Origin of the sequence: Pseudomonas inefficax (assembly GCF_032164165.1) — a bacterium.
Taxonomy (GTDB): domain Bacteria; phylum Pseudomonadota; class Gammaproteobacteria; order Pseudomonadales; family Pseudomonadaceae; genus Aquipseudomonas; species Aquipseudomonas inefficax.
The window spans coordinates 4442540-4459867 of record NZ_CP134401.1; the positions used below are offsets into that span (position 1 = coordinate 4442540).

23 protein-coding genes are annotated in these 17328 nt (G+C 62.5%); all 23 read left to right on the forward strand.

The features are described from left to right. Positions 1-30 precede the first annotated feature (30 nt). The 23 genes from RIN61_RS20065 (at position 31) to RIN61_RS20175 (ending at position 17321) form a co-directional block, all read left to right on the forward strand. Positions 31-519, forward strand: a complete 489-nt coding sequence (locus tag RIN61_RS20065) for a phage regulatory CII family protein (protein WP_026020311.1) — start codon at positions 31-33, stop codon at positions 517-519. Then, complete coding sequence (locus RIN61_RS20070) at positions 512-715, forward strand: TraR/DksA C4-type zinc finger protein (protein ID WP_019096614.1); 204 nt, start codon at positions 512-514, stop codon at positions 713-715. The genes RIN61_RS20065 and RIN61_RS20070 overlap by 8 nt, the downstream gene beginning before the upstream one ends. Beyond that, complete coding sequence (locus tag RIN61_RS20075) at positions 712-3480, forward strand: bifunctional DNA primase/polymerase (protein ID WP_313853615.1); 2769 nt, start codon at positions 712-714, stop codon at positions 3478-3480. The genes RIN61_RS20070 and RIN61_RS20075 overlap by 4 nt, the downstream gene beginning before the upstream one ends. After that, complete coding sequence (locus RIN61_RS20080) at positions 3477-3809, forward strand: hypothetical protein (protein WP_313853617.1); 333 nt, start codon at positions 3477-3479, stop codon at positions 3807-3809. The genes RIN61_RS20075 and RIN61_RS20080 overlap by 4 nt, the downstream gene beginning before the upstream one ends. Further along, entirely contained in the window at positions 3806-4354 is a 549-nt protein-coding gene (locus RIN61_RS20085; RefSeq protein ID WP_313853619.1) for a hypothetical protein, read from the forward strand. The genes RIN61_RS20080 and RIN61_RS20085 overlap by 4 nt, the downstream gene beginning before the upstream one ends. A gap of 207 nt (positions 4355-4561) precedes the next feature. Continuing rightward, complete coding sequence (locus RIN61_RS20090) at positions 4562-4909, forward strand: phage holin family protein (protein ID WP_125854740.1); 348 nt, start codon at positions 4562-4564, stop codon at positions 4907-4909. A 160-nt stretch (positions 4910-5069) separates the two neighbouring features. Further along, positions 5070-5651 (forward strand): terminase small subunit, encoded by a 582-nt coding sequence (locus tag RIN61_RS20095; protein WP_313853622.1) that lies wholly within the window; start codon positions 5070-5072, stop codon positions 5649-5651. 4 nt (positions 5652-5655) lie between these two features. Continuing rightward, positions 5656-7701 (forward strand): phage terminase large subunit family protein, encoded by a 2046-nt coding sequence (locus tag RIN61_RS20100; RefSeq protein ID WP_313853624.1) that lies wholly within the window; start codon positions 5656-5658, stop codon positions 7699-7701. Position 7702: 1 nt separating this feature from the next. Then, complete coding sequence (locus tag RIN61_RS20105; protein WP_313853626.1) at positions 7703-7909, forward strand: phage head-tail joining protein; 207 nt, start codon at positions 7703-7705, stop codon at positions 7907-7909. Continuing rightward, positions 7906-9396 (forward strand): phage portal protein, encoded by a 1491-nt coding sequence (locus tag RIN61_RS20110; protein ID WP_313853628.1) that lies wholly within the window; start codon positions 7906-7908, stop codon positions 9394-9396. Before RIN61_RS20105 ends, RIN61_RS20110 begins: the two co-directional genes overlap by 4 nt. Continuing rightward, the gene (locus RIN61_RS20115) at positions 9393-10556 is read left to right on the forward strand and encodes a head maturation protease, ClpP-related (protein WP_313853630.1); all 1164 of its coding nucleotides are present in this window, start codon (positions 9393-9395) and stop codon (positions 10554-10556) included. Before RIN61_RS20110 ends, RIN61_RS20115 begins: the two co-directional genes overlap by 4 nt. Further along, a complete protein-coding gene (locus RIN61_RS20120; protein WP_313853632.1) occupies positions 10553-10900 on the forward strand; it encodes a head decoration protein in 348 nt (115 codons plus the stop codon). Before RIN61_RS20115 ends, RIN61_RS20120 begins: the two co-directional genes overlap by 4 nt. Before the next feature lie 60 nt (positions 10901-10960). Next, a complete protein-coding gene (locus RIN61_RS20125) occupies positions 10961-11956 on the forward strand; it encodes a major capsid protein (RefSeq protein ID WP_313853634.1) in 996 nt (331 codons plus the stop codon). Positions 11957-11958: 2 nt separating this feature from the next. Further along, complete coding sequence (locus RIN61_RS20130; RefSeq protein WP_313853636.1) at positions 11959-12273, forward strand: head-tail joining protein; 315 nt, start codon at positions 11959-11961, stop codon at positions 12271-12273. After that, the gene (locus tag RIN61_RS20135) at positions 12270-12932 is read left to right on the forward strand and encodes a hypothetical protein (RefSeq protein ID WP_313853638.1); all 663 of its coding nucleotides are present in this window, start codon (positions 12270-12272) and stop codon (positions 12930-12932) included. Before RIN61_RS20130 ends, RIN61_RS20135 begins: the two co-directional genes overlap by 4 nt. Beyond that, positions 12925-13458 carry a hypothetical protein gene (locus RIN61_RS20140; protein WP_313853641.1) on the forward strand — a complete coding sequence of 178 codons (534 nt, stop codon included), beginning with the start codon at positions 12925-12927 and terminating at the stop codon, positions 13456-13458. The genes RIN61_RS20135 and RIN61_RS20140 overlap by 8 nt, the downstream gene beginning before the upstream one ends. Beyond that, positions 13455-14015: a phage baseplate assembly protein V gene (locus RIN61_RS20145; protein WP_313853644.1), complete on the forward strand. Its 561-nt coding sequence runs from the start codon at positions 13455-13457 to the stop codon at positions 14013-14015. Before RIN61_RS20140 ends, RIN61_RS20145 begins: the two co-directional genes overlap by 4 nt. A 7-nt stretch (positions 14016-14022) precedes the next feature. After that, a complete protein-coding gene (locus tag RIN61_RS20150; protein WP_313853647.1) occupies positions 14023-14328 on the forward strand; it encodes a hypothetical protein in 306 nt (101 codons plus the stop codon). Positions 14329-14401: 73 nt separating this feature from the next. Next, positions 14402-14611, forward strand: a complete 210-nt coding sequence (locus RIN61_RS20155; protein ID WP_313853649.1) for a hypothetical protein — start codon at positions 14402-14404, stop codon at positions 14609-14611. Positions 14612-14615: 4 nt separating this feature from the next. Then, complete coding sequence (locus RIN61_RS20160; RefSeq protein ID WP_313853651.1) at positions 14616-14942, forward strand: GPW/gp25 family protein; 327 nt, start codon at positions 14616-14618, stop codon at positions 14940-14942. Beyond that, entirely contained in the window at positions 14939-15919 is a 981-nt protein-coding gene (locus RIN61_RS20165; protein WP_313853653.1) for a baseplate assembly protein, read from the forward strand. Before RIN61_RS20160 ends, RIN61_RS20165 begins: the two co-directional genes overlap by 4 nt. Further along, positions 15916-16638, forward strand: a complete 723-nt coding sequence (locus RIN61_RS20170; protein ID WP_313853655.1) for a phage tail protein I — start codon at positions 15916-15918, stop codon at positions 16636-16638. The genes RIN61_RS20165 and RIN61_RS20170 overlap by 4 nt, the downstream gene beginning before the upstream one ends. Beyond that, a complete protein-coding gene (locus RIN61_RS20175; protein ID WP_313853658.1) occupies positions 16635-17321 on the forward strand; it encodes a phage tail-collar fiber domain-containing protein in 687 nt (228 codons plus the stop codon). The genes RIN61_RS20170 and RIN61_RS20175 overlap by 4 nt, the downstream gene beginning before the upstream one ends. The last annotated feature ends 7 nt before the right edge of the window (positions 17322-17328 follow it).

Below are 17328 nucleotides of genomic sequence, written 5' to 3' on the forward strand. Positions count from 1 at the left end.
GACTAGGCCGTAAACCGAGGATTTACGGTTATGAGCAGGATTGATCTTTTGCCGGGCGCAGGTCCGGTTCTCACTTTGCGGCAAGCGCTATACCGCGCGGGTCGTGATTATCACGGCGGTATCACCAGACTCGCGTTTGACATGGGGCTCGAAGTGGATGCCCTGCAGAAGAAGTTGCACCATGCAGACGACCGCCGCTGGCCAACCCCTGACGAACTGGAAGAGATCGTGCAGTGGACCGCTGATCCTCGGTTGCTCGATGCGCTGGTTCGTCCTGCCGGTGCGGTCTGGTATCGCCCCAAGCCTGTGCCTGCTACCAACGATGCCTTGCAGGCGGTTGCGAAGCTTCTGGCCGAGTCCGGTCAATTCGTGGGTAGCCTGCATGATGGTGCCTCGGACAACGTTTGGACCTTGGCGGAGGTGTTGAATCTGGAGCAGCGTGGCATGGAAGTTATCCGGCAAGTTCTCGCCATCATGGCGGGCGCGCGCGAAGCCATGGAGGACGCAAGCCATGGCTGATGCCGTCGATTTTGCCAATGACCGCGCTGAGTATTTCCTCCAGTTGTCGCTGCAGCGTCTTGCGCGACTCCCGGTCAAGCCAAGCGCGCAGATCTGCGAAGACTGCGATGAGCCGATCCCGCTGGCCCGTCAATTGTCGGTCTCCGGCTGCGAAACCTGCATCGATTGCCAGGAGTTGCGGGAGCGCCGGAGATGAGCGAACGCCCAACTCCTACCACAGCTGATTGGGCGCGGCGTTACATTGAAACCTTCGGTCTGGCTCTGGTTCCTATCGAACCGGGTGAAAAGGGACCGAAGGGGGCTGGATGGAACAAGCCTGGTGGCTATTTCACGGATGCCTCGAAAGCTGAAGTGTTCTGGACTGCGAGCCCGAACCACAACCTTGGAGTTGTGCTTGGGCCGAGTCGTGTCTGCTCGCTCGATGTTGATGATGTCGAGCTGACCCGGCAGGTGCTGCAGCAGACGCTTGGGCTTGATGTCGACGCACTCGCTGACGCGTACCCCACCTCCGTGGGCAACCCTGAACGATTCCGCGTGATGTTCCGCGTCCCTGAGGGGGTGGAGCTGAGTCGCCACGCCTTGGTTTGGCCAAATAAAAACGACCCGGATGGCACCATCTACAGAGGGCTCATGGTGCAAGTGAAGGCTGCCATGGACGCGGGGGATGCAGGCCGCGAGGCCGCCTTCCGCATGGCGGCTGAGCCTTTCAAGAAAGTGACAGTCTTCGAGTTGCGGGGTGGCCTGGTGCAGGACGTATTGCCACCATCCATTCACCCGGGTACTCACAAGCCTTACACATGGCGTACCCCTCCGACAGCTGAAGGCTTGCCAGAGCTGCCTGCCGACTTGTTGGCCATCTGGCAGGACTGGGATGAGTTCAAACCGAAGGGGGAGGCCGTTTGCCCGTGGAAACCGAAGGCGGCAACGCCTACGCCTGCAGCTCGTCCCATGGCCAAACCATCAACAGCTACAGCACAATCTCGTGATCGGCTCCCCGAGGTTATCCCTGAATTCAATCGTACCCATGACATCGCAACGATGATTGAGGCGCACGGTTACAAGCGCGTCGATGGGAAGTGGTTAAGCCCGCACAGCAGCTCAGGCCTACCCGGTGTGACAATCACGGAGGGCAAGCTCTACTCGCATCACACCTCGGACCCGCTGGCGAACGGACACAAGAATGATGCTTTCGATGTGTTCTGCATCCTGGAGCACGACGGCGACCAGAAGGCTGCGACTAGGGCGGCAGCCCGGATCCTGGGTATTGACGCGAAGTCCCGTCCGCCGGCACCGCCGCCATTGGGCGAACTTCCCCGTGCCCCATCGGTGGCGGAGCCGGCCGAGCTACCTCCGGTCGTCGATAGCAATGTCGAGCATCTTCCCCGCACCCCATCAGACGTCGAGGCCATCAGCCCGGCCGGCTCCTCGGCCACCGGGGGGCCGGGGGGGGATGCCCTGGACATTGATGCTGCGATGCGCCGATTTGCGCTGGTCGAAGGTTCCACGAACGTATGGGACTTCGACAAGCGACGGTCGATGAAGCGGACAGGCTTCGAGGCCTTGGTCGGCAAGCCACTCTCGAAAGCGTGGATGGAGCGGACCGACAAGAAGCTCATCGCCTCCGAGCAGGTGCAAGAGCTTGAGCAGGCCCGGAAGATGTCCAGCAAGAAGGGTGGGGCGCTGAAGCTTGAACCGCTCGACCGGTACATCTACATCGATGGGACAAAAGAGGCCTGGGATCGTGAGAAGAAGCGTCGGTTGCCCGAGGGCAGCGTCAAGATGGCCTTGGGGGATGCCTATCAGCTCTGGCTGAACAGCCCGGAGCGGCGGGTGGTGGACGTCGATCACATCGTGTTCGACCCAACGATGACCAAGGACCCGGCGATCTACATCAACACTTTTGAGGGCTTGCCGCTTGAGCCGGTCCGTGACGATGCTGCGTGCGAGAACCTGCGGTGGCTGATCTCGTTCCTTTGCAACAATGACGCCGAAGCGTTGGATTGGCTGGTCAAGTGGCTGGCCTACCCGCTGCAGCACATGGGCGCAAAGATGGACACCGCGATTCTGTTCCACTCAACCATGGAGGGCTCGGGCAAAAGCCTGCTGTTCGCGGACATCATGGGCGAGCTGTACGGTCGTTACGGTGCCACGGTTGGCCAGGCGCAGCTGGAGGGCAATTTCAACGCCTGGCAAAGCGGCAAGCTTTGGGCCGTGTTTGAAGAGGTGGTCAGCCGTGATCAGCGCTACAACCAGGTAGGCAAGATCAAGCACATGATCACCGGCAAGACGGTGCGCATGGAATCCAAGTTCATCAACGGCTGGGAAGAATCCAACCACATGAACTCGGCGTTCTTGAGCAACGAGATCATGCCGTGGCCGATCAGTGAAGACGACCGCCGGATGCTAGTGATGTGGCCAATGGAGACTCTGCCCGCCGAAAGGCAAAAGGCTATCGCCCGAGAGTTGGCCAACGGTGGGGTGGCAGCCTTGTACGGGTGGTTGCTCGATGTCGACCTTGGGGATTTCAACCAGCGCACGCGTCCGCCAAAGACTGAAGCCCGCCAGAGGCTTGTTGAGCTGAGTCGCACGGCTTGGCAGACCTTCTTCTACCTCTGGCGAAACGGCGAGTTGGGGCACGGTCTATGGGGCTGCTGCCTGACTTCCGATGTGTACGCCATGTTCCTTGAGTGGTGCTCCCACAACAAAGAGAACTCCATGAGCCACACGAAGTTCTCGCTGATGTTAAGCGCGAAGGTGGAGAAGACACGCCCTATCCCCTGGACTGATGGCAGTTCTCGCCGATTTGCGGCGTTCTTTGTGCCCAGCGAAGGTGATCCTTCCCTGCCCCCATCCATGAAGTCGGCCGAGCTGGGCAAGACCGTTGTCGAGTGGCGTGCCCGAGCAAAGCTGGCGGGCTGGAGCGTGGACAGTTGGGACCACATCAAGAGGCTTGCGGCATGACTCTGCCATTAAGTGTGTTGGGTGTGTTGGGTTTGTGTTGGGTTGGTTTCAGTAAGCCAACACACATTCAGGCCCCGGAATCTTTGGCTTTGGGGGTATGTGTGTTGGGTGTGTTGGGTTTGTGCGCACGCGCGCGCGCGCGATTTTTTTTAATCGCTGAAATCGAAGGGGGAAGAAATCTCTATGCGAACCCTGAAAAACCCAACACACCCAACACACTCAACACAGTTACTTCCAATCCATTGAATTCATTGAGTTTTGAGTGTGTTGGGTTTGTGTTGGGTTTGCCAAATGCGTGTTGGGTACTGGCCGGGGAGGGCTGGCGATGACGAAGGACCAAGGATTGCGCCTACAGGGGCAGGTGGATCACGCGCTGCACCGCATCGATATGGCGGCACTTATCGACCAGTCCGAACGCCTGCGTCTGGTTTCCGAGCTGATGAAGCATTGGGGAGAGCGGCGTGGACAGCTTGGGCTGGATGCCGGCTTGGGCAGTCAGATGGGCAGCATCATGGAATGGAAGGGGGCTGCACCGCGCGGAGGCTCATCCGGTTCGCGAATTTTGGTCAGCGGTGCAGGCCTTGATCACGCGGCAGCAGAGGTTGACGCGGCAGTGGTCCAGCTGGAGCGGCGTGATCCGCGCGGGGCTACGCTGGCCAAGCTGGCCCAACTGCGCTACCTGTATGGGGCCACGGTGCGCGAGCAGATGCGCGAGGTTGGGCTGGCTGAGGACGCCGACCGCACCTACCGAAACTGGGTTAAGGCCCTTCACCTGCAGGTGTTTGCCATCCTGGCCGCCCGCGCTGGCCGCGTCCGCCAGCAGACCGTTCGTCGGGTGAATATGCGACTTGCGTGCAACATTGATGAGACATAGCCACCACATGGCGACGAACCGAAAATAGGCCCTTTTCGGTTTTTCCGGTGGCATGTAAAAAGGCGCCACGATATCAAAAGTGCGCTTAGGCGCTTCCCCCACAAGCACTGTGCTGTGCAAGCCGCTCCGAATTTTCGGCGCATCGAGAACCCTGCCAACTGGCGGGGTTTTCTTTTTCCGGCGCCGTGCTTTGCCAATGAGGCTTACATGAACAGCGAGCAACAAACGTTAGCCGAACTGCCAATCTGGATGGTGATCGTGCTATCCCTGGTCGGCGGTGTTTCGGGAGAGATGTGGCGGGCGGACATGGCGGGCGCTCGCGGTTGGGGGCTGATTCGCCGGTTGGCGTTGCGCTCTGGTGCCTGCGTGACCTGCGGTCTTTCGACCAACATGCTGCTGTACGCTCTCGGCGTTTCGGTATGGGCGGCAGCAGCGGTTGGTTGCTTGGCTGCGATGGCCGGCGCCGATGTCGCGATCAACCTTTACATGCGCTGGGCCGCCAAGCGGCTGGGGCTGGAGCAGGCGCCGCCCCAGGCCGGCGAGCCGGGGCAATGACCCGGCCGGCAGCCCCGGCGGGGCGGGGGACCCTGGCGATATGGCCGGGGTACGGGACGGGAAACCCGCGGGTCTTTGTTAGCGGGAGGTTCACCAGCTTAGTGAACTGCGGTGAACTGGTTAACCCCTCGAATTCATTGGGTGAACTGGACGTTTCGACATGACGCACCTGACGAAATCGGAGTTCGCCGCCCGGCATGGATGGTCGAAATCCTACGTTTCCAAACTGGCCAAGCAGGAACGCCTGGTGCTGACTGTTGACGGGAAGGTCGACGTCGAAGCCACGGAGCTGCTGCTGGCTGATTCAGCCGATCCGAGCAAGGCGGCTGTCGCTGCCCGGCACGAGGAGAACCGTGTCGAGCGGGATGTCCGAAGCCAGCTCCAGCCCGGGACCGGCCCAACTGCGGTGCTGCAACCGGATCCGGCGCCCGGCGGTACTCACAACTTCCAGAAGGCGAAGGCGCACCGCGAGTATTATCTCGCCCAGCTGGCCGAAGCCGAGTTCAACAAGGTCCAGGGCAACCTGGTCGAGCGGCAGGCAGTAGAAGATGCCGCGTACTCTGCGGGTCGTATGCTTCGCGATCAGTTCTTCGGTCTTGCGCCACAGTTGGCCGCCGAGTTGGTTGCGATGAACGATCCCTGGGACATCGAGAAACACCTCGTTGACGCCTTCCGTCGCGTCTTCAACGAAGTCGGCAAGATGAACAGCGCCGACCTTTCGCAAGCCATTACACAGAGCTGAGCCTATGCCCACCGGATACGCAGACGGTGCCGAGGTGTACCGCGAAGCGTATTGCAGAGGGCTGAAACCTGACCCCGATCTTTGGGTCGACGAGTGGTCGGACGAGTACATGCGGATCCCGCGTGATACCGGCGCCGCAGAGCCTGGCAAGTACCGCACCGCGCGTACACCGTACGCCCGCGAACCCATGCGCTGCCTGTCGCCTGCTCACCCGTGTAAGCGGGTGGTGACCAAGGTCGCTTCGCAGCTGATGAAAACGCAGATTGCCCTGAACTGGATCGGGGCGCTGATCCACATGGCGCCTTCAAACATCCTGACGCTGCTGCCCAGCTTAGCCCTTGCAAAGCGAGTATCGTCGCGGATCGGCAAGACCATCGACGCAACGCCCGAGCTCAAGGAGCGTGTTGCCACGTCCCGCTCCAGGGATGCCCGCAACACCATGGACACGAAGGAGTTCCAGGGCGGCACGCTGTACGCCACCACGGCTGGCTCGGCCGCGAACCTGTCCGAGCTGTCGGCTCGGTACATTTACGGCGATGAGGTTGATCGCTGGGATGTCGACGTCGACCAAGAGGGCGACCCCATCAAGCTGGCCGAGGCCAGGGGGAGTACCTTCGGGCGCAACGCCAAGTTCTATTTCTCCAGCTCACCACTCATCAAGGGGGCGTCGCGGATCGACGACCTCTTCATGATGGGCGATCAGCGCCACTTTTACGTGCCGTGCCCGACTTGTGGGCACATGCAGGTGCTGAGCTGGGACCGTCTTCTGTATTCGCCTGACTTCAGCACGGTGCACTACCAGTGTGCCGGCTCGGATTGTGATGTGCTGATCGAGGAGCACTACAAGAGCGAGATGCTGGCCAAGGGCGAGTGGCGTGCCCATGCGAAGGGTGACGGCGAGACAGTGAGCTTCCACCTCAACGCGCTGTATGCCCCGCTGGGCTGGCACTCGTGGACGATGTTGGCCCGCGAGTTCGAGGAAGCCAAGCGCGCTCAGGACCACGGTGACCTAGAGCCCATGCAGGTGTTCTACAACACTCGCCTGGCTGAGGTCTGGGACAGTGCGGTCGAGCAAACCAAAGCTGAGGTGCTGCAGGCCCGCGCGCTGCAAGAGGACTATGTCCTCGGCACCTTGCCCGTGGGGGCGCTTGCCTTGACTGCCTCCGTCGACGTCCAGGCCAACCGCCTGGAACTGATGGTGATGGCTTGGGGGACCGGGATGGAGCGCTGGGTGGTCGATCACCAGGTGATTCCCGGCGATCCGGCCGACGAGCGTACCTGGTCGCTGTTGGACGAGCGGCTGAAAGTCCGATACCGGCATCCTTGTGGCGTGAGCTTGGGGATCCTGGCCACGGGCATCGACTCGGGTGGGCACCATACCCACGAGGTCTACCAGTTCACCCGCGTGCGCCGCTGGCGCAACGTGTTCGCGCTCAAGGGGGCGAGCAAGCCAGGTCGCCCCGTGATCGCCCAGCGGCCGTCCCAAGTGGACGTCACCTGGAAGGGCCAAACTGAGCGCAACGGTGCGGAGCTGTGGATCGTCGGTACCGACACGGCCAAAGACTGGATCTACAACCGCTACAGCTTCGAAAAAGGGCCTGGCGCGTTGCATTTCGCCAAGGACCTGCCCGACGAGTTCTTCCAGCAATGCGTGGCCGAGCGAAAGGTCGCCCGCTACGTGAAGGGCTACAAGCGGATTGAGTGGGTCAAGGGCAAGGCCGACCGCAACGAGGCGCTCGACCTGATGGTGTACAACCTAGCCATGGCCAACTTCCTCGGCCTGCACCGCTACGGCGAACAAGACTGGGACAAGCTGCGGCAGGCGCTCGCCCAGGCCAACTTGTTCGAGCAGAGCGAATCAGACCCAGTCCGGCCCCAGGCCAGTGAGACCGATGTCGGCGACCAGGACGAAGAGATCGATCCGCCGGCCCCTGCGCCTGTTCCGACCAAACGCAACGATCCGCCGCCACCACCACCGCCGGCTCCTCGAGCTGCGCCCCGACCCATGCAACGCCGCAGTTCCAGTAGCGGCTACCTGAAGAGACGCTGACATGGCCTATACAAAAGCACACCTCGACGCTGTCGAGCGGGCGATTGCGCGCGGTGAAAAGATCGTTCGCTACTCGGACCGCACCGTCGAGTATCGAACTGTCGACGAGCTGATCAAGGCTCGCGACCTGATCCGCACCGAATTGGTGGCCGCCGCCGGGCGTCGCTCGCGGGTGACCCGCGTCTACCATGGGGGCAAGGGGTTGTGAGCGGACGCTACCTATCCCTCGGTCGCTCGGGCATTTTGGTGCCCGAGCGGATCAAGGCCAGCTACGAAGGCGCCGCAGAGGGGCGGCGCTCATCAAACTGGGATGCGCCTGACACCGGCGTGAACAGCTTGATCATGCCGGCCCTGCGCAACCTGCGCTCCCGCTCCCGTAGCGCGGTGCGTAATGACCCCTACGCCGCCAACGTCATTGACAAGCGAGTCAGCAACCTGATCGGTACCGGCATCACGCCACATCCGCGGCTGCTCGACAAGGCAATTCGCAACGTGATGCAGGAGCTGTGGGAGGACTGGGTGGACGAGGCTGATGCTGATCAACTCACGGACTTCTATGGCTTGCAGGCGCTGGTGGCGCGCACGGTAGAGCAATCGGGCGAGTGCTTCATTCGACTGCGCCCGCGTCGGCTGCAGGATGGCTACGCGGTGCCGCTGCAGCTGCAGTGCCTATCGCCGGAGTTTGTGCCCCATGACAAGTTCGAAATGACCCGCTTCGGCAACGTCATTCGGGCCGGTATCGAGTTTAACGCCATGGGCCGGCGCGTGGCGTACTGGTGTTATCGCAACCACCCCAGTGACAAGTCCTCGCTCAATGTGGGCTACAACCAGCTGGTGCGGATTCCTGCGGAGCAGATGCTGCACGTGTTCGAGCCTCTGGAGCCCGGCCAGCTGCGCGGCGTTCCGCGTTTGGCGCCGGTCCTGAAGCGCCTGCGGAGCTTGGATAACTTCGACGACGCAGTGCTGTTCCGCCAAGAGGTGGCCAACCTGTTTGCCGGTTTCGTTCGCAAGCCAGCCCCAGATGGGCCGCCGCAACTCGACCCGCTTACAGGGGCCCCAGTCAAGTACGACCGCGACGGTTTTACCCCGATGGTGGGGCTGGAGCCCGGCACGATGCAGGAGCTGTTGCCTGGTGAGCAAGTCGAGTTCTCGGACCCGCCAGACGCCGGCAACAACTACCCCGACTTCATGCGGCAACAGTTGATGGCCGCTGCCGCTGGGTCTGGGCTGCCGTACGAGCTCATGACTGGCGACATGCAGGGCGTGAACGACCGGGCGATCCGCGTGGTGTTGACCGAGTTTCGGCGGCGGCTGGAGCAGCTCCAGTTCCAGGTGTACGTCCATCAGCTGTGCCGGCCGGTGCGCAAAGCTTGGATGGATATGGCCGTGCTCGCTGGTGCGCTCGACCTGCCGGACTACGCGCAGCGTCGCCGCGAGTACCAGCGTACCCGTTGGGTGCCGCAGGGCTGGGCCTATATCCACCCGGTGCAGGACGTTCAGTCTCGCAGCATGGAAATCGCTGCGGGGTTCGCTTCGCGTAGCGAGGTTTGCCTGCGCAATGGCACCGATGCAGAGGTGGTCGACGAGGAGAACGCCGCCGATATCGCCCGGGCGAAGGCCCTGGGTCTCAACTACAGCAGCTTGCCGGCCGTCGAGGATGACCCTGACGAGTCCAGCGACAAGGGGAAAACATGAATCAATTGATGCCGTTCCGCATCTTCAACAAGGTGCCGTTGGTGCAGCAGATCGAAGACCAGCACTGGTACAAGATCAGCGCGGCGGCTGAGGGGCAGAGCGATGCCAAGGCCGACGCCACGCCCATCGAGATCTACATCTACGGTGAAATCGGGGGCTGGGGCATCACCGCGAACGAATTCATTCAGGACCTCAAGGCGATCGATGACGGTGTTTCCCCGGTGGTGGTGGCATTCAACACCATCGGCGGCGATCTGTTCGACGGCTTGGCCATTCATAACGCGCTGAACCGGCTGGGTGAGCGCTGTACTGCACGTGTTGATGCATTGGCGGCCAGCGCAGGTAGCGTCGCTGCGTGCGGCGCGCACCGCCTGGTGATGGCTTCGAACGCAATGCTGATGGTGCACAACCCGTGGACCTGGACCAGCGGTGATGCTGAGGATTTGCGGCGGGTGGCAGACGTCCTCGACCAGACCTTCGAGGCGATCATCGCTGCTTACAAGGCCAAGGCGCCGGACATCGACGACGCCGAGCTGCGGCGCATGGTCAACGACGAGACCTGGCTGACCGCGCAAGAGGCCCTCGCGCTGGGTCTGGCCGATGAAGTGGGCAACGGGGTCGAGGTCAAGGCGTGCCTGGGCCAGGGAGCCGCGATGAAGCGGTACCGCCAGACGCCCAAGGCGCTGCTGGATCAGCTGGCCGACCAGCCCCAGGCAGAGGGTGGGGATCCGGCACCGCTAGCTGACCCGCCGGCCGCTGGCGCTGGCGCTGGCGACTCTACCGCACTGGCCTTGATGATCACCCAGGACTGCGCCAAGGCGGGAATCAGCAACCTGGTCGAGCCGCTGATCGCTTCCACCAAGCTGACCGACCAGGCCACGGTCCAGGCCGCGCTGAAGCGCGCCAAGGGCATCCACGATCTCTGCGTTGCGGCCCGCCTGCCGGAGCTGACTGCTGAATACGTGAAGGCCGGCCTGGAGCCCGATGCGGTGCGGGCGCGGCTGTTTGAGAGGCTGGTTAGCTCCGGCAAGGGTTTCGAGATCGATAACAGTCTGCCGCCCGCCGACGACGAGCCGGAGAAGATCAAGGCACAACTCCCCAACCCAACTGACATCTGGGCTGCCCGCCGGCAGGCCGCCAATAAAGGAGCACGACCATGAGCACCATCCACGAGGAACCGGTCCACGCCGGTGAATTTCTGCTTTCTGAAGGTGAGGGGAGGATCTCCCGCGAAGCCATCAACGTCGTCGCGGGCCCGGCCCTGGTTGCAGGCCAACTGCTCGGCCTTGTTACTGCAAGTGGTGAGTTCGCTCCCTACAATCCTGCGGCTGAAGACGGCAGCGAGAACGCCGTCTGCATCCTCTTCGCTCCGCTCGGCGAATCGGACGTCCCGCGTCGTGGGCGCGCTGTGGTGCGGCTGGCCGAGGTCACCGAGGCGCTGTTGACGGGCCTCGATGGCGATGCGGAAAAGTCACTGGCGGCGAACTTCATCATCCTGCGTTGACTGAACCATTCTTTCTCCCAACCCCGCCTCGAGCGGGGTTTTTACTTTCTGGAGTACCCCATGGCTGAGATTGCCATTTTTCAAGATGATGCCTTCAGCGTTGCAGCATTGACTGCGGCCATCAACGAGCAGGAGTACGTGCCGGGCCGCCTGGCTGCCCTCGGACTCTTCCGCGAAGAGGGTGTCTCGACCCTGACCGTTCAGATCGAAAAGGACGGCGATACGCTCGCCCTGGTGCCTGCGGGTGAGCGCGGAACCTCTGGGTTGGTGGTCGGTGGCAGCAAGCGCAAGCTCATCCCCTTCAACACCATTCACCTGCCGCAGCGTTTCTCGATCAAGGCTGACGAGATCCAGGGCATTCGTGCGTTCGGCTCCACCACCGAGCTGCAGGCCGTTCAGGCGGTTGTGAACAAGCGCCTGGGCAAGGCCCGGAGCCAGCTGGACGCTACCCATGAGTATCACCGCATGGGGGCAGTCAATGGCCAAGTGCTCGACGCCGACGGCTCGTCGGTGCTGCTGGACATCTACAAAACCTTTGGTGTGTCCCGACAGACGCTGTCGATGGGCCTCAACGACCCGAACACCAACATCCAGGCTCAGTGCGTCGACGCGTTGGATATGCAGGAGGATGCGCTCGGAAATGTCACCACCACCGGCGCACGTGCGTTCTGTGGCAAGACTTTCTGGAAGAAGCTGATCTCTCACCCGTCGGTGGTCGAGACCTACAAGGGCAGCCAGCAAGCCGCAGCCCTGCGGGGTGATGGACGGGAGGGTTTCGAGTTCGGCGGCATCAGCTGGGAGCGCTATCGCGGCAAGGTCGGCGGCAAGGCCTACGTGTCGGATGACGAGGCCCGCCTGGTCCCAGAGGGTGTCTCGGATCTGTTCCTGTCGATCTACGCGCCGGCAGACTACATCGAGACCGTCAACACCGAGGGCTTGCCGTACTACAGCAAGATCGAGGAAATGCCTTTCGGGAAGGGTATTGACGGTGAGGCGCAGTCCAACCCGCTGCACATCTGCACCCGTCCCCGCACTGTCATCCGTCTGACGCTCTGACCATGGGCTTTCGCGAGCTGCTGGCCGACGTTGACGACACGGTTTTCGAGGTGCTGGGCGATCCGGCGCAGATCGAGGGGCGCGATGTGCTCGGCATGTTTTCCGCGCCCTGGCTCCAGCCCAAGCTCGGCCAGATCCGCACGGCCCTGCGTGAGCCGCACCTGGTGATTCGGGTCGGCGACAACGCGGGGGTCGAGGTCAAGCAGAAGGTGTTCATTGACCTGCCGCCTGAGGATGGCGGTGGGAACTACACCATTGTGGCGAGCGAGCCGGGCGGTGATGGCCTGGTCACGCTTGTGCTGAGGAAGGCGCCATGAGTGTTGGTAGCTATTACAAGCAGTCGGCCTCCAGCGGAATAATCTCGCTGAGGATCGATCCGCAGGATGTGAAGGGCTTTCAGGACTTCATACGGTTGGTCCCCAAAGCTGTTGCTGCGGCGCAGCGTCGAGCCATCAACAAGGTGTTGCGCTGGCTTCGGACGCACATTGCTCGCGATGTCGGGCGTCAAGAGCGCATCGCGATTGCCGCAGTGCGACAGCGACTCAAGGCGTTCCCTGTCTCCAGCAATGGGCAGGGCCGGTTGTGGTTCGGCATCAACCCCATCGAAGCCAGTCGGGCTGGCCGGCCACGACAAACCCGCTCGGGCGTGTCGGTGGCCGGGCGGCGTTATGAGGGGGCCTTCTTCAAGCGTGTCTACGGCGGCAGTCCGGACATCTGGATCCGTACGGCCAGCAAGCACTTCGACGCGAGCGACTACCCCGACAGCGAGGTGTCAGGCGGTGGTGGCCGTCGGTCTGGTTGGATCTCTGAGAACGACAGCCGCTTCCCCTTGGCCAAGGCGAAAATCTCACTTAATGACACCCGGGCGCACTTCGAGGCCTGGACCAATCGAGCGCACGAACGCCTGCAGGTAGTGATGGAGCAGGAAATGAACTTCGAGCTGCAGAAGTATTTGCGGAGAGCGGGCAATGGATGACGATCCGATCCCCCTTGGCCAGGTGTATGCCGCCATTGAGGAACATATCAAGGCGGCGATCCCTGGCCTGGCCTACGTCGGGACCATGCCGGAGAGCATCAGGGTTATCCCGCCGCCGGCAGTGGTGCTCGAGCTGGCTGGGTTTGAGGCTGCAGATAAGGACCCAGGCACCGGTGAAGTCGCGGTGGAGGCGCGCTTCGAGGCCCGCGTGATCGTTGGCCAAGAGGAGACGAACTGTCTGCAGGTAGCGGCATTCGTCGCTGCGCAGTTAGCGGTGCTGTTGCGAATGCAGTCCTGGGGCTTGCCCGTTGAGTTTGCCGAGTTTGTGCGGGCGGAACGTGATTGGACGCGGCCTGAGCTGGATGGTTATGCCGTATGGGTCGTCGAATGGGTGCAGGTCATCTATTTAGGGACCGAGGAGTGGCCGTGGGAGAACCAACCGCCGGGCTCTCTGGTGTTCGCCTTCGACCCCGACAGCGGCACAGGCAGCGAGCATAACTACCAGGCGCCGGAGGACATGGAATGAGCTATGTAGCTGGGCAACACGACCGCATTTTGGCCGGCCTGGTTATTCCTTGCTATGTGGTGGGCGTCGACCTGGGGGCCGCCCGGGTGCGCGTCTCCGACGGCGGCGACTGGACCAGCGCCTGGGTGCGTTGGCATTCCCTGGCCGCCGGCAAGGCTCGCCACTGGCGTGCGCCAAGCTTGGGCGAGCAGGGCGTGCTGGTCAGCCCGAGCGGTGAACCGGCACAGGGCACATTCGTGCCGGGCCTATACGGCAACGCCGGCGCGCCACCGGATAACCGCGACCATGTCGAGGTGTGGCGGTTCGATGATGGCGGCTCGCTGGTCTACGACTGGCAGGCCAAGAGCTACACCATCACGCTCCCCAGCGGCACGGCCAAGGTCAAGGTTGGCGGCAGCGAAGTGGTCGTTACGGATAACGCGATTGTCGCCAAGTCCGGCGCGGTCACCATCAACGGTCCCGTCACGATCAATGGCACGTTACTGGTAACGGGCGATATCACTGGCGGCGCTCGCATCATCGACACGACCGGTAACACTGCCAATCACAAGCACTGAGGTGCCTATGAGCGAGAAAGACCCACTGCCGCCAATCAATGGGGCGGATCGAGACGTAGTGCGAAAGATGGTGGAGCACAGCATCACCGGTTTTGCCGATCACATCCGCATGCTGAGCTTTTGGCGTCGCCTGCTTGCGGGCGACAACGACCCCGAGGAAATCGCTCAGGGTCTGGTGATGGCACTGCAAAGTGGTCGCTACATCCGCAACCCCGGCCCTGGTCGTAGCATGGCCGTCACAATCAACATTTCGGGCAACCCCGATGCGCAGGCGTTGGCCGACGCGCTCAATGGCGCGTTAGGCATTCGCTAAGCCAGTCAAGGCTGCACCCACTATCAACCCTATAGGCCCGCTATCGCGGGCTTTGTCATTTCTGGAGGGCCCTATGGCTACCAAGAAAACCCCGGATGCCGCGCCCGGTGCGTCAGCGACCGTGACCTACCGCGACAAAACCTACACCTCGCGCGTGCTGATCCTGGGCCAGCGTGAGCTGAAAGTGGCCGGCGGCCAACTGCAGATCGAGGAGGGCGACACCGAGGCGCAGGCCTATCTGGATGCGCGCGCCGACTTCGAGCGCCTGACCCTGGCGGGGTAAGGCCATGATTGGGCTGGATCGTCGTACCGGGCAACTGCTATCCGGCGTGGCCCACCTGAAACAGTCCATTGAGGACATTCTGACCACGCCTGTCGGTAGCCGGCGCATGCGGCCGGAGTACGGTAGCCACCTGCGCCGTTACGTCGACCTGCCGGTTAACGAAGGCTGGAAAAGTGCAGTGCAGGCTGAGGTGGCGCGCGCCCTTGGGCGCTGGGAGCCGCGCTTGAAACTGGAGCGTGTGCGCGTGGTGGCAGTGGTCGGCGGGCAAATCACGCTGTCGCTGTCTGGTGCCTATCTCGGCGACGGCGTTGTACTTGAGGTGAGTGCATGATTGACCTGTCTTTGCTTCCCCCGCCTAATGTGGTGGAAACCCTGGAGTTCGAGACGCTGTATCAGGAGGTGTTAGGCATCTTCCGGGCTCATATGGGCGATCAGTGGACCGCGTTGTTGGAATCCGACCCGGTGGTCAAGCTGATCGAGACCATGGCCTACCGCGAGTTGTTGATGCGTGCGCGAGTCAATGATGCGGCCAAAGCTAGTCTCCTTGCCTATGCCAAACGCGCCGACCTGGATAACCGAGCGGCTGACTACGGCGTGCAACGGCTGACCATTCGGGCAGCTGATCCTGACGCGGTGCCGCCGGTGGAAGCGGTCATGGAGGGTGACGATGAGCTGCGTTACCGCACGCGGTTGTCGCTTGAGGCGTTATCGGTCGCAGGCAGCAGCGGGGCGTATGAATACCACGCCCTGAGTTCGTCCGCTGATCTGGCGCACGTTTCCGTCGATTCGCCCCGTTTTTCCGGGGTGGCGGTAAGTGATGCGGTTAGGGCGCAGTTACCGGCCGGGGCCATCGTGGTGGTGTGTGACTACGCCGCCGGCCTGGACAGCCCGCTGCCCGGCGACGTATCGCTGACTGTTCTGGCGGGGCCGAACAGCACTACACCCTCGGCGCAGTTGGTGGCTGGGGCTCTGGCCGCTTTGTCGGCGGAGGATGTGCGCCCGGTGACTGACCGCCCGCGTGTCCAGGCCGCAATCCCCACTGACTTTATGGTGGAGGCCGTGCTTTGGGTGGAAAACGGGCCAGACCCTAACGTTGTCCTGGCGGCAGCGCGGGCCAGCCTGGATGCCACCATTGCCGAGGCTCGGCGTCTCGCGGGTCAGTTGCCGCTTTCGGCGGTCTATGCCGCATTGCACGTAGCGGGAATCAACCGTGTGGACCTGGTCAAGCCCGTGGAAGGGGTGGTGTGTGACAAGCGGCATTACCCGCGCGCTACGTCGATCACCCTGACCGCGAAGGTGGTTGCATGAGCCTGCTGCCGCATAACGCCACGCTCCTTGAGCGAGCACTGGAGGCGGCCAGCGAGCGGGGGGTAGACCCGGGAATCATCCGGGGAATGGCGGACTCGGCGCGCTGCCCGCCTAGTTTCCTGCCGTGGCTGGGCTGGGCACTCAAGGTCGAGGGCTGGGAGGCGGCGGATGCTGAGGAGCAGCAGCGCGACCTGATCCGCGAGGCAATCCCAGTGCACAAGACCAAGGGCACCGTTGGCGCGATCCGACGGGTGCTCAAGGCTGTGCGGGTTAACGCCGAGTTCAAGGAGTGGCGCCAGATTCCGAATGCCGCGCCGTACACCTTTCAGATCACCGCGTGGGCGAACGATAACCGGGGCGGCGAAGGCTCGATTATCTCGCCGCAACTGGCCGAGCGGTTGCGTGCCTTGGTCGATGCGGCAAAGAACGAGCGCAGCCACTACGAATTCCGCCTTGGCGCGCGATTCGACGGTGGCCTGGTGCTTGCCAATGCCGTGCAAGCACGCACGCTGCAGCGTCGGACCATGGAGCCGGCGCCGGTGCCAATCGATCCATCGGCGCAGACGCTACAACTCGCCAACGCCGCCAACGTGCTCGGCGTCCATCGGCGATCTGCCGAGGCGCAGGGTGTTCCTATCAACGCTGAATCGGGCCTTGTCGCCGCCAACGCGGCCCAGGGTTACGTCGTCGTGCGCGGCACGATGGAGGCTGTTCTATGAGTACTGCTTTACAACCTGTCATTACCAAGGCCGGCCTGGCAGCGATCTTCAACGCGACCAATTCAGGCTTTTCGGCTGAGATCACCCACATTGTGGTTGGTACCGGAAATTACATACCGAGCAACGAGCAGAAAACCCTGCGCAACCAGGTGGCCAAGTACCCGATTGCCGGCGGCGAGAAGCTGACCAGCACGTTGCTGCACCTGACCGCCGTCGCGGATGGGGCCGCCGCTTTCTGGGTTCGTGAGATCGGTTTTTTGCTAAGCGATGGCACCTTGCTCGCGGTCTGGTCGCACGCCACCGAGGCGCTGGCGTACAAGCCCGCCGGTGACCAGCTGCTGCTGGCCTACGACCTTTCACTTTCGGTTCTGCCGGCCAATAGCGTGACGATCAACACCACTGCGGCAGGGCTGAATCTGACCCTGGCCGAGCCGCTGGCGGCGCTGGCGGCCTCGCTCATGGGCGAGCAGCTGCGCAACTTCCAGCAGCAAGAACAAATCACTGAGCTGACGCGGCTGCAACGCATCACCAGCGAGCAGCTGGGGCGGCTGCAGGTACGCATGACTGAGGCCGAACGCGTACATGCCGTTGATCATGAGGGCCTGCTGAGCATGGGTATTAGCGCGGCCGATTCGATCCTCTCCACCCAAACCCAACTGACCCAACATATTCACGGAGCATGAGAACCCT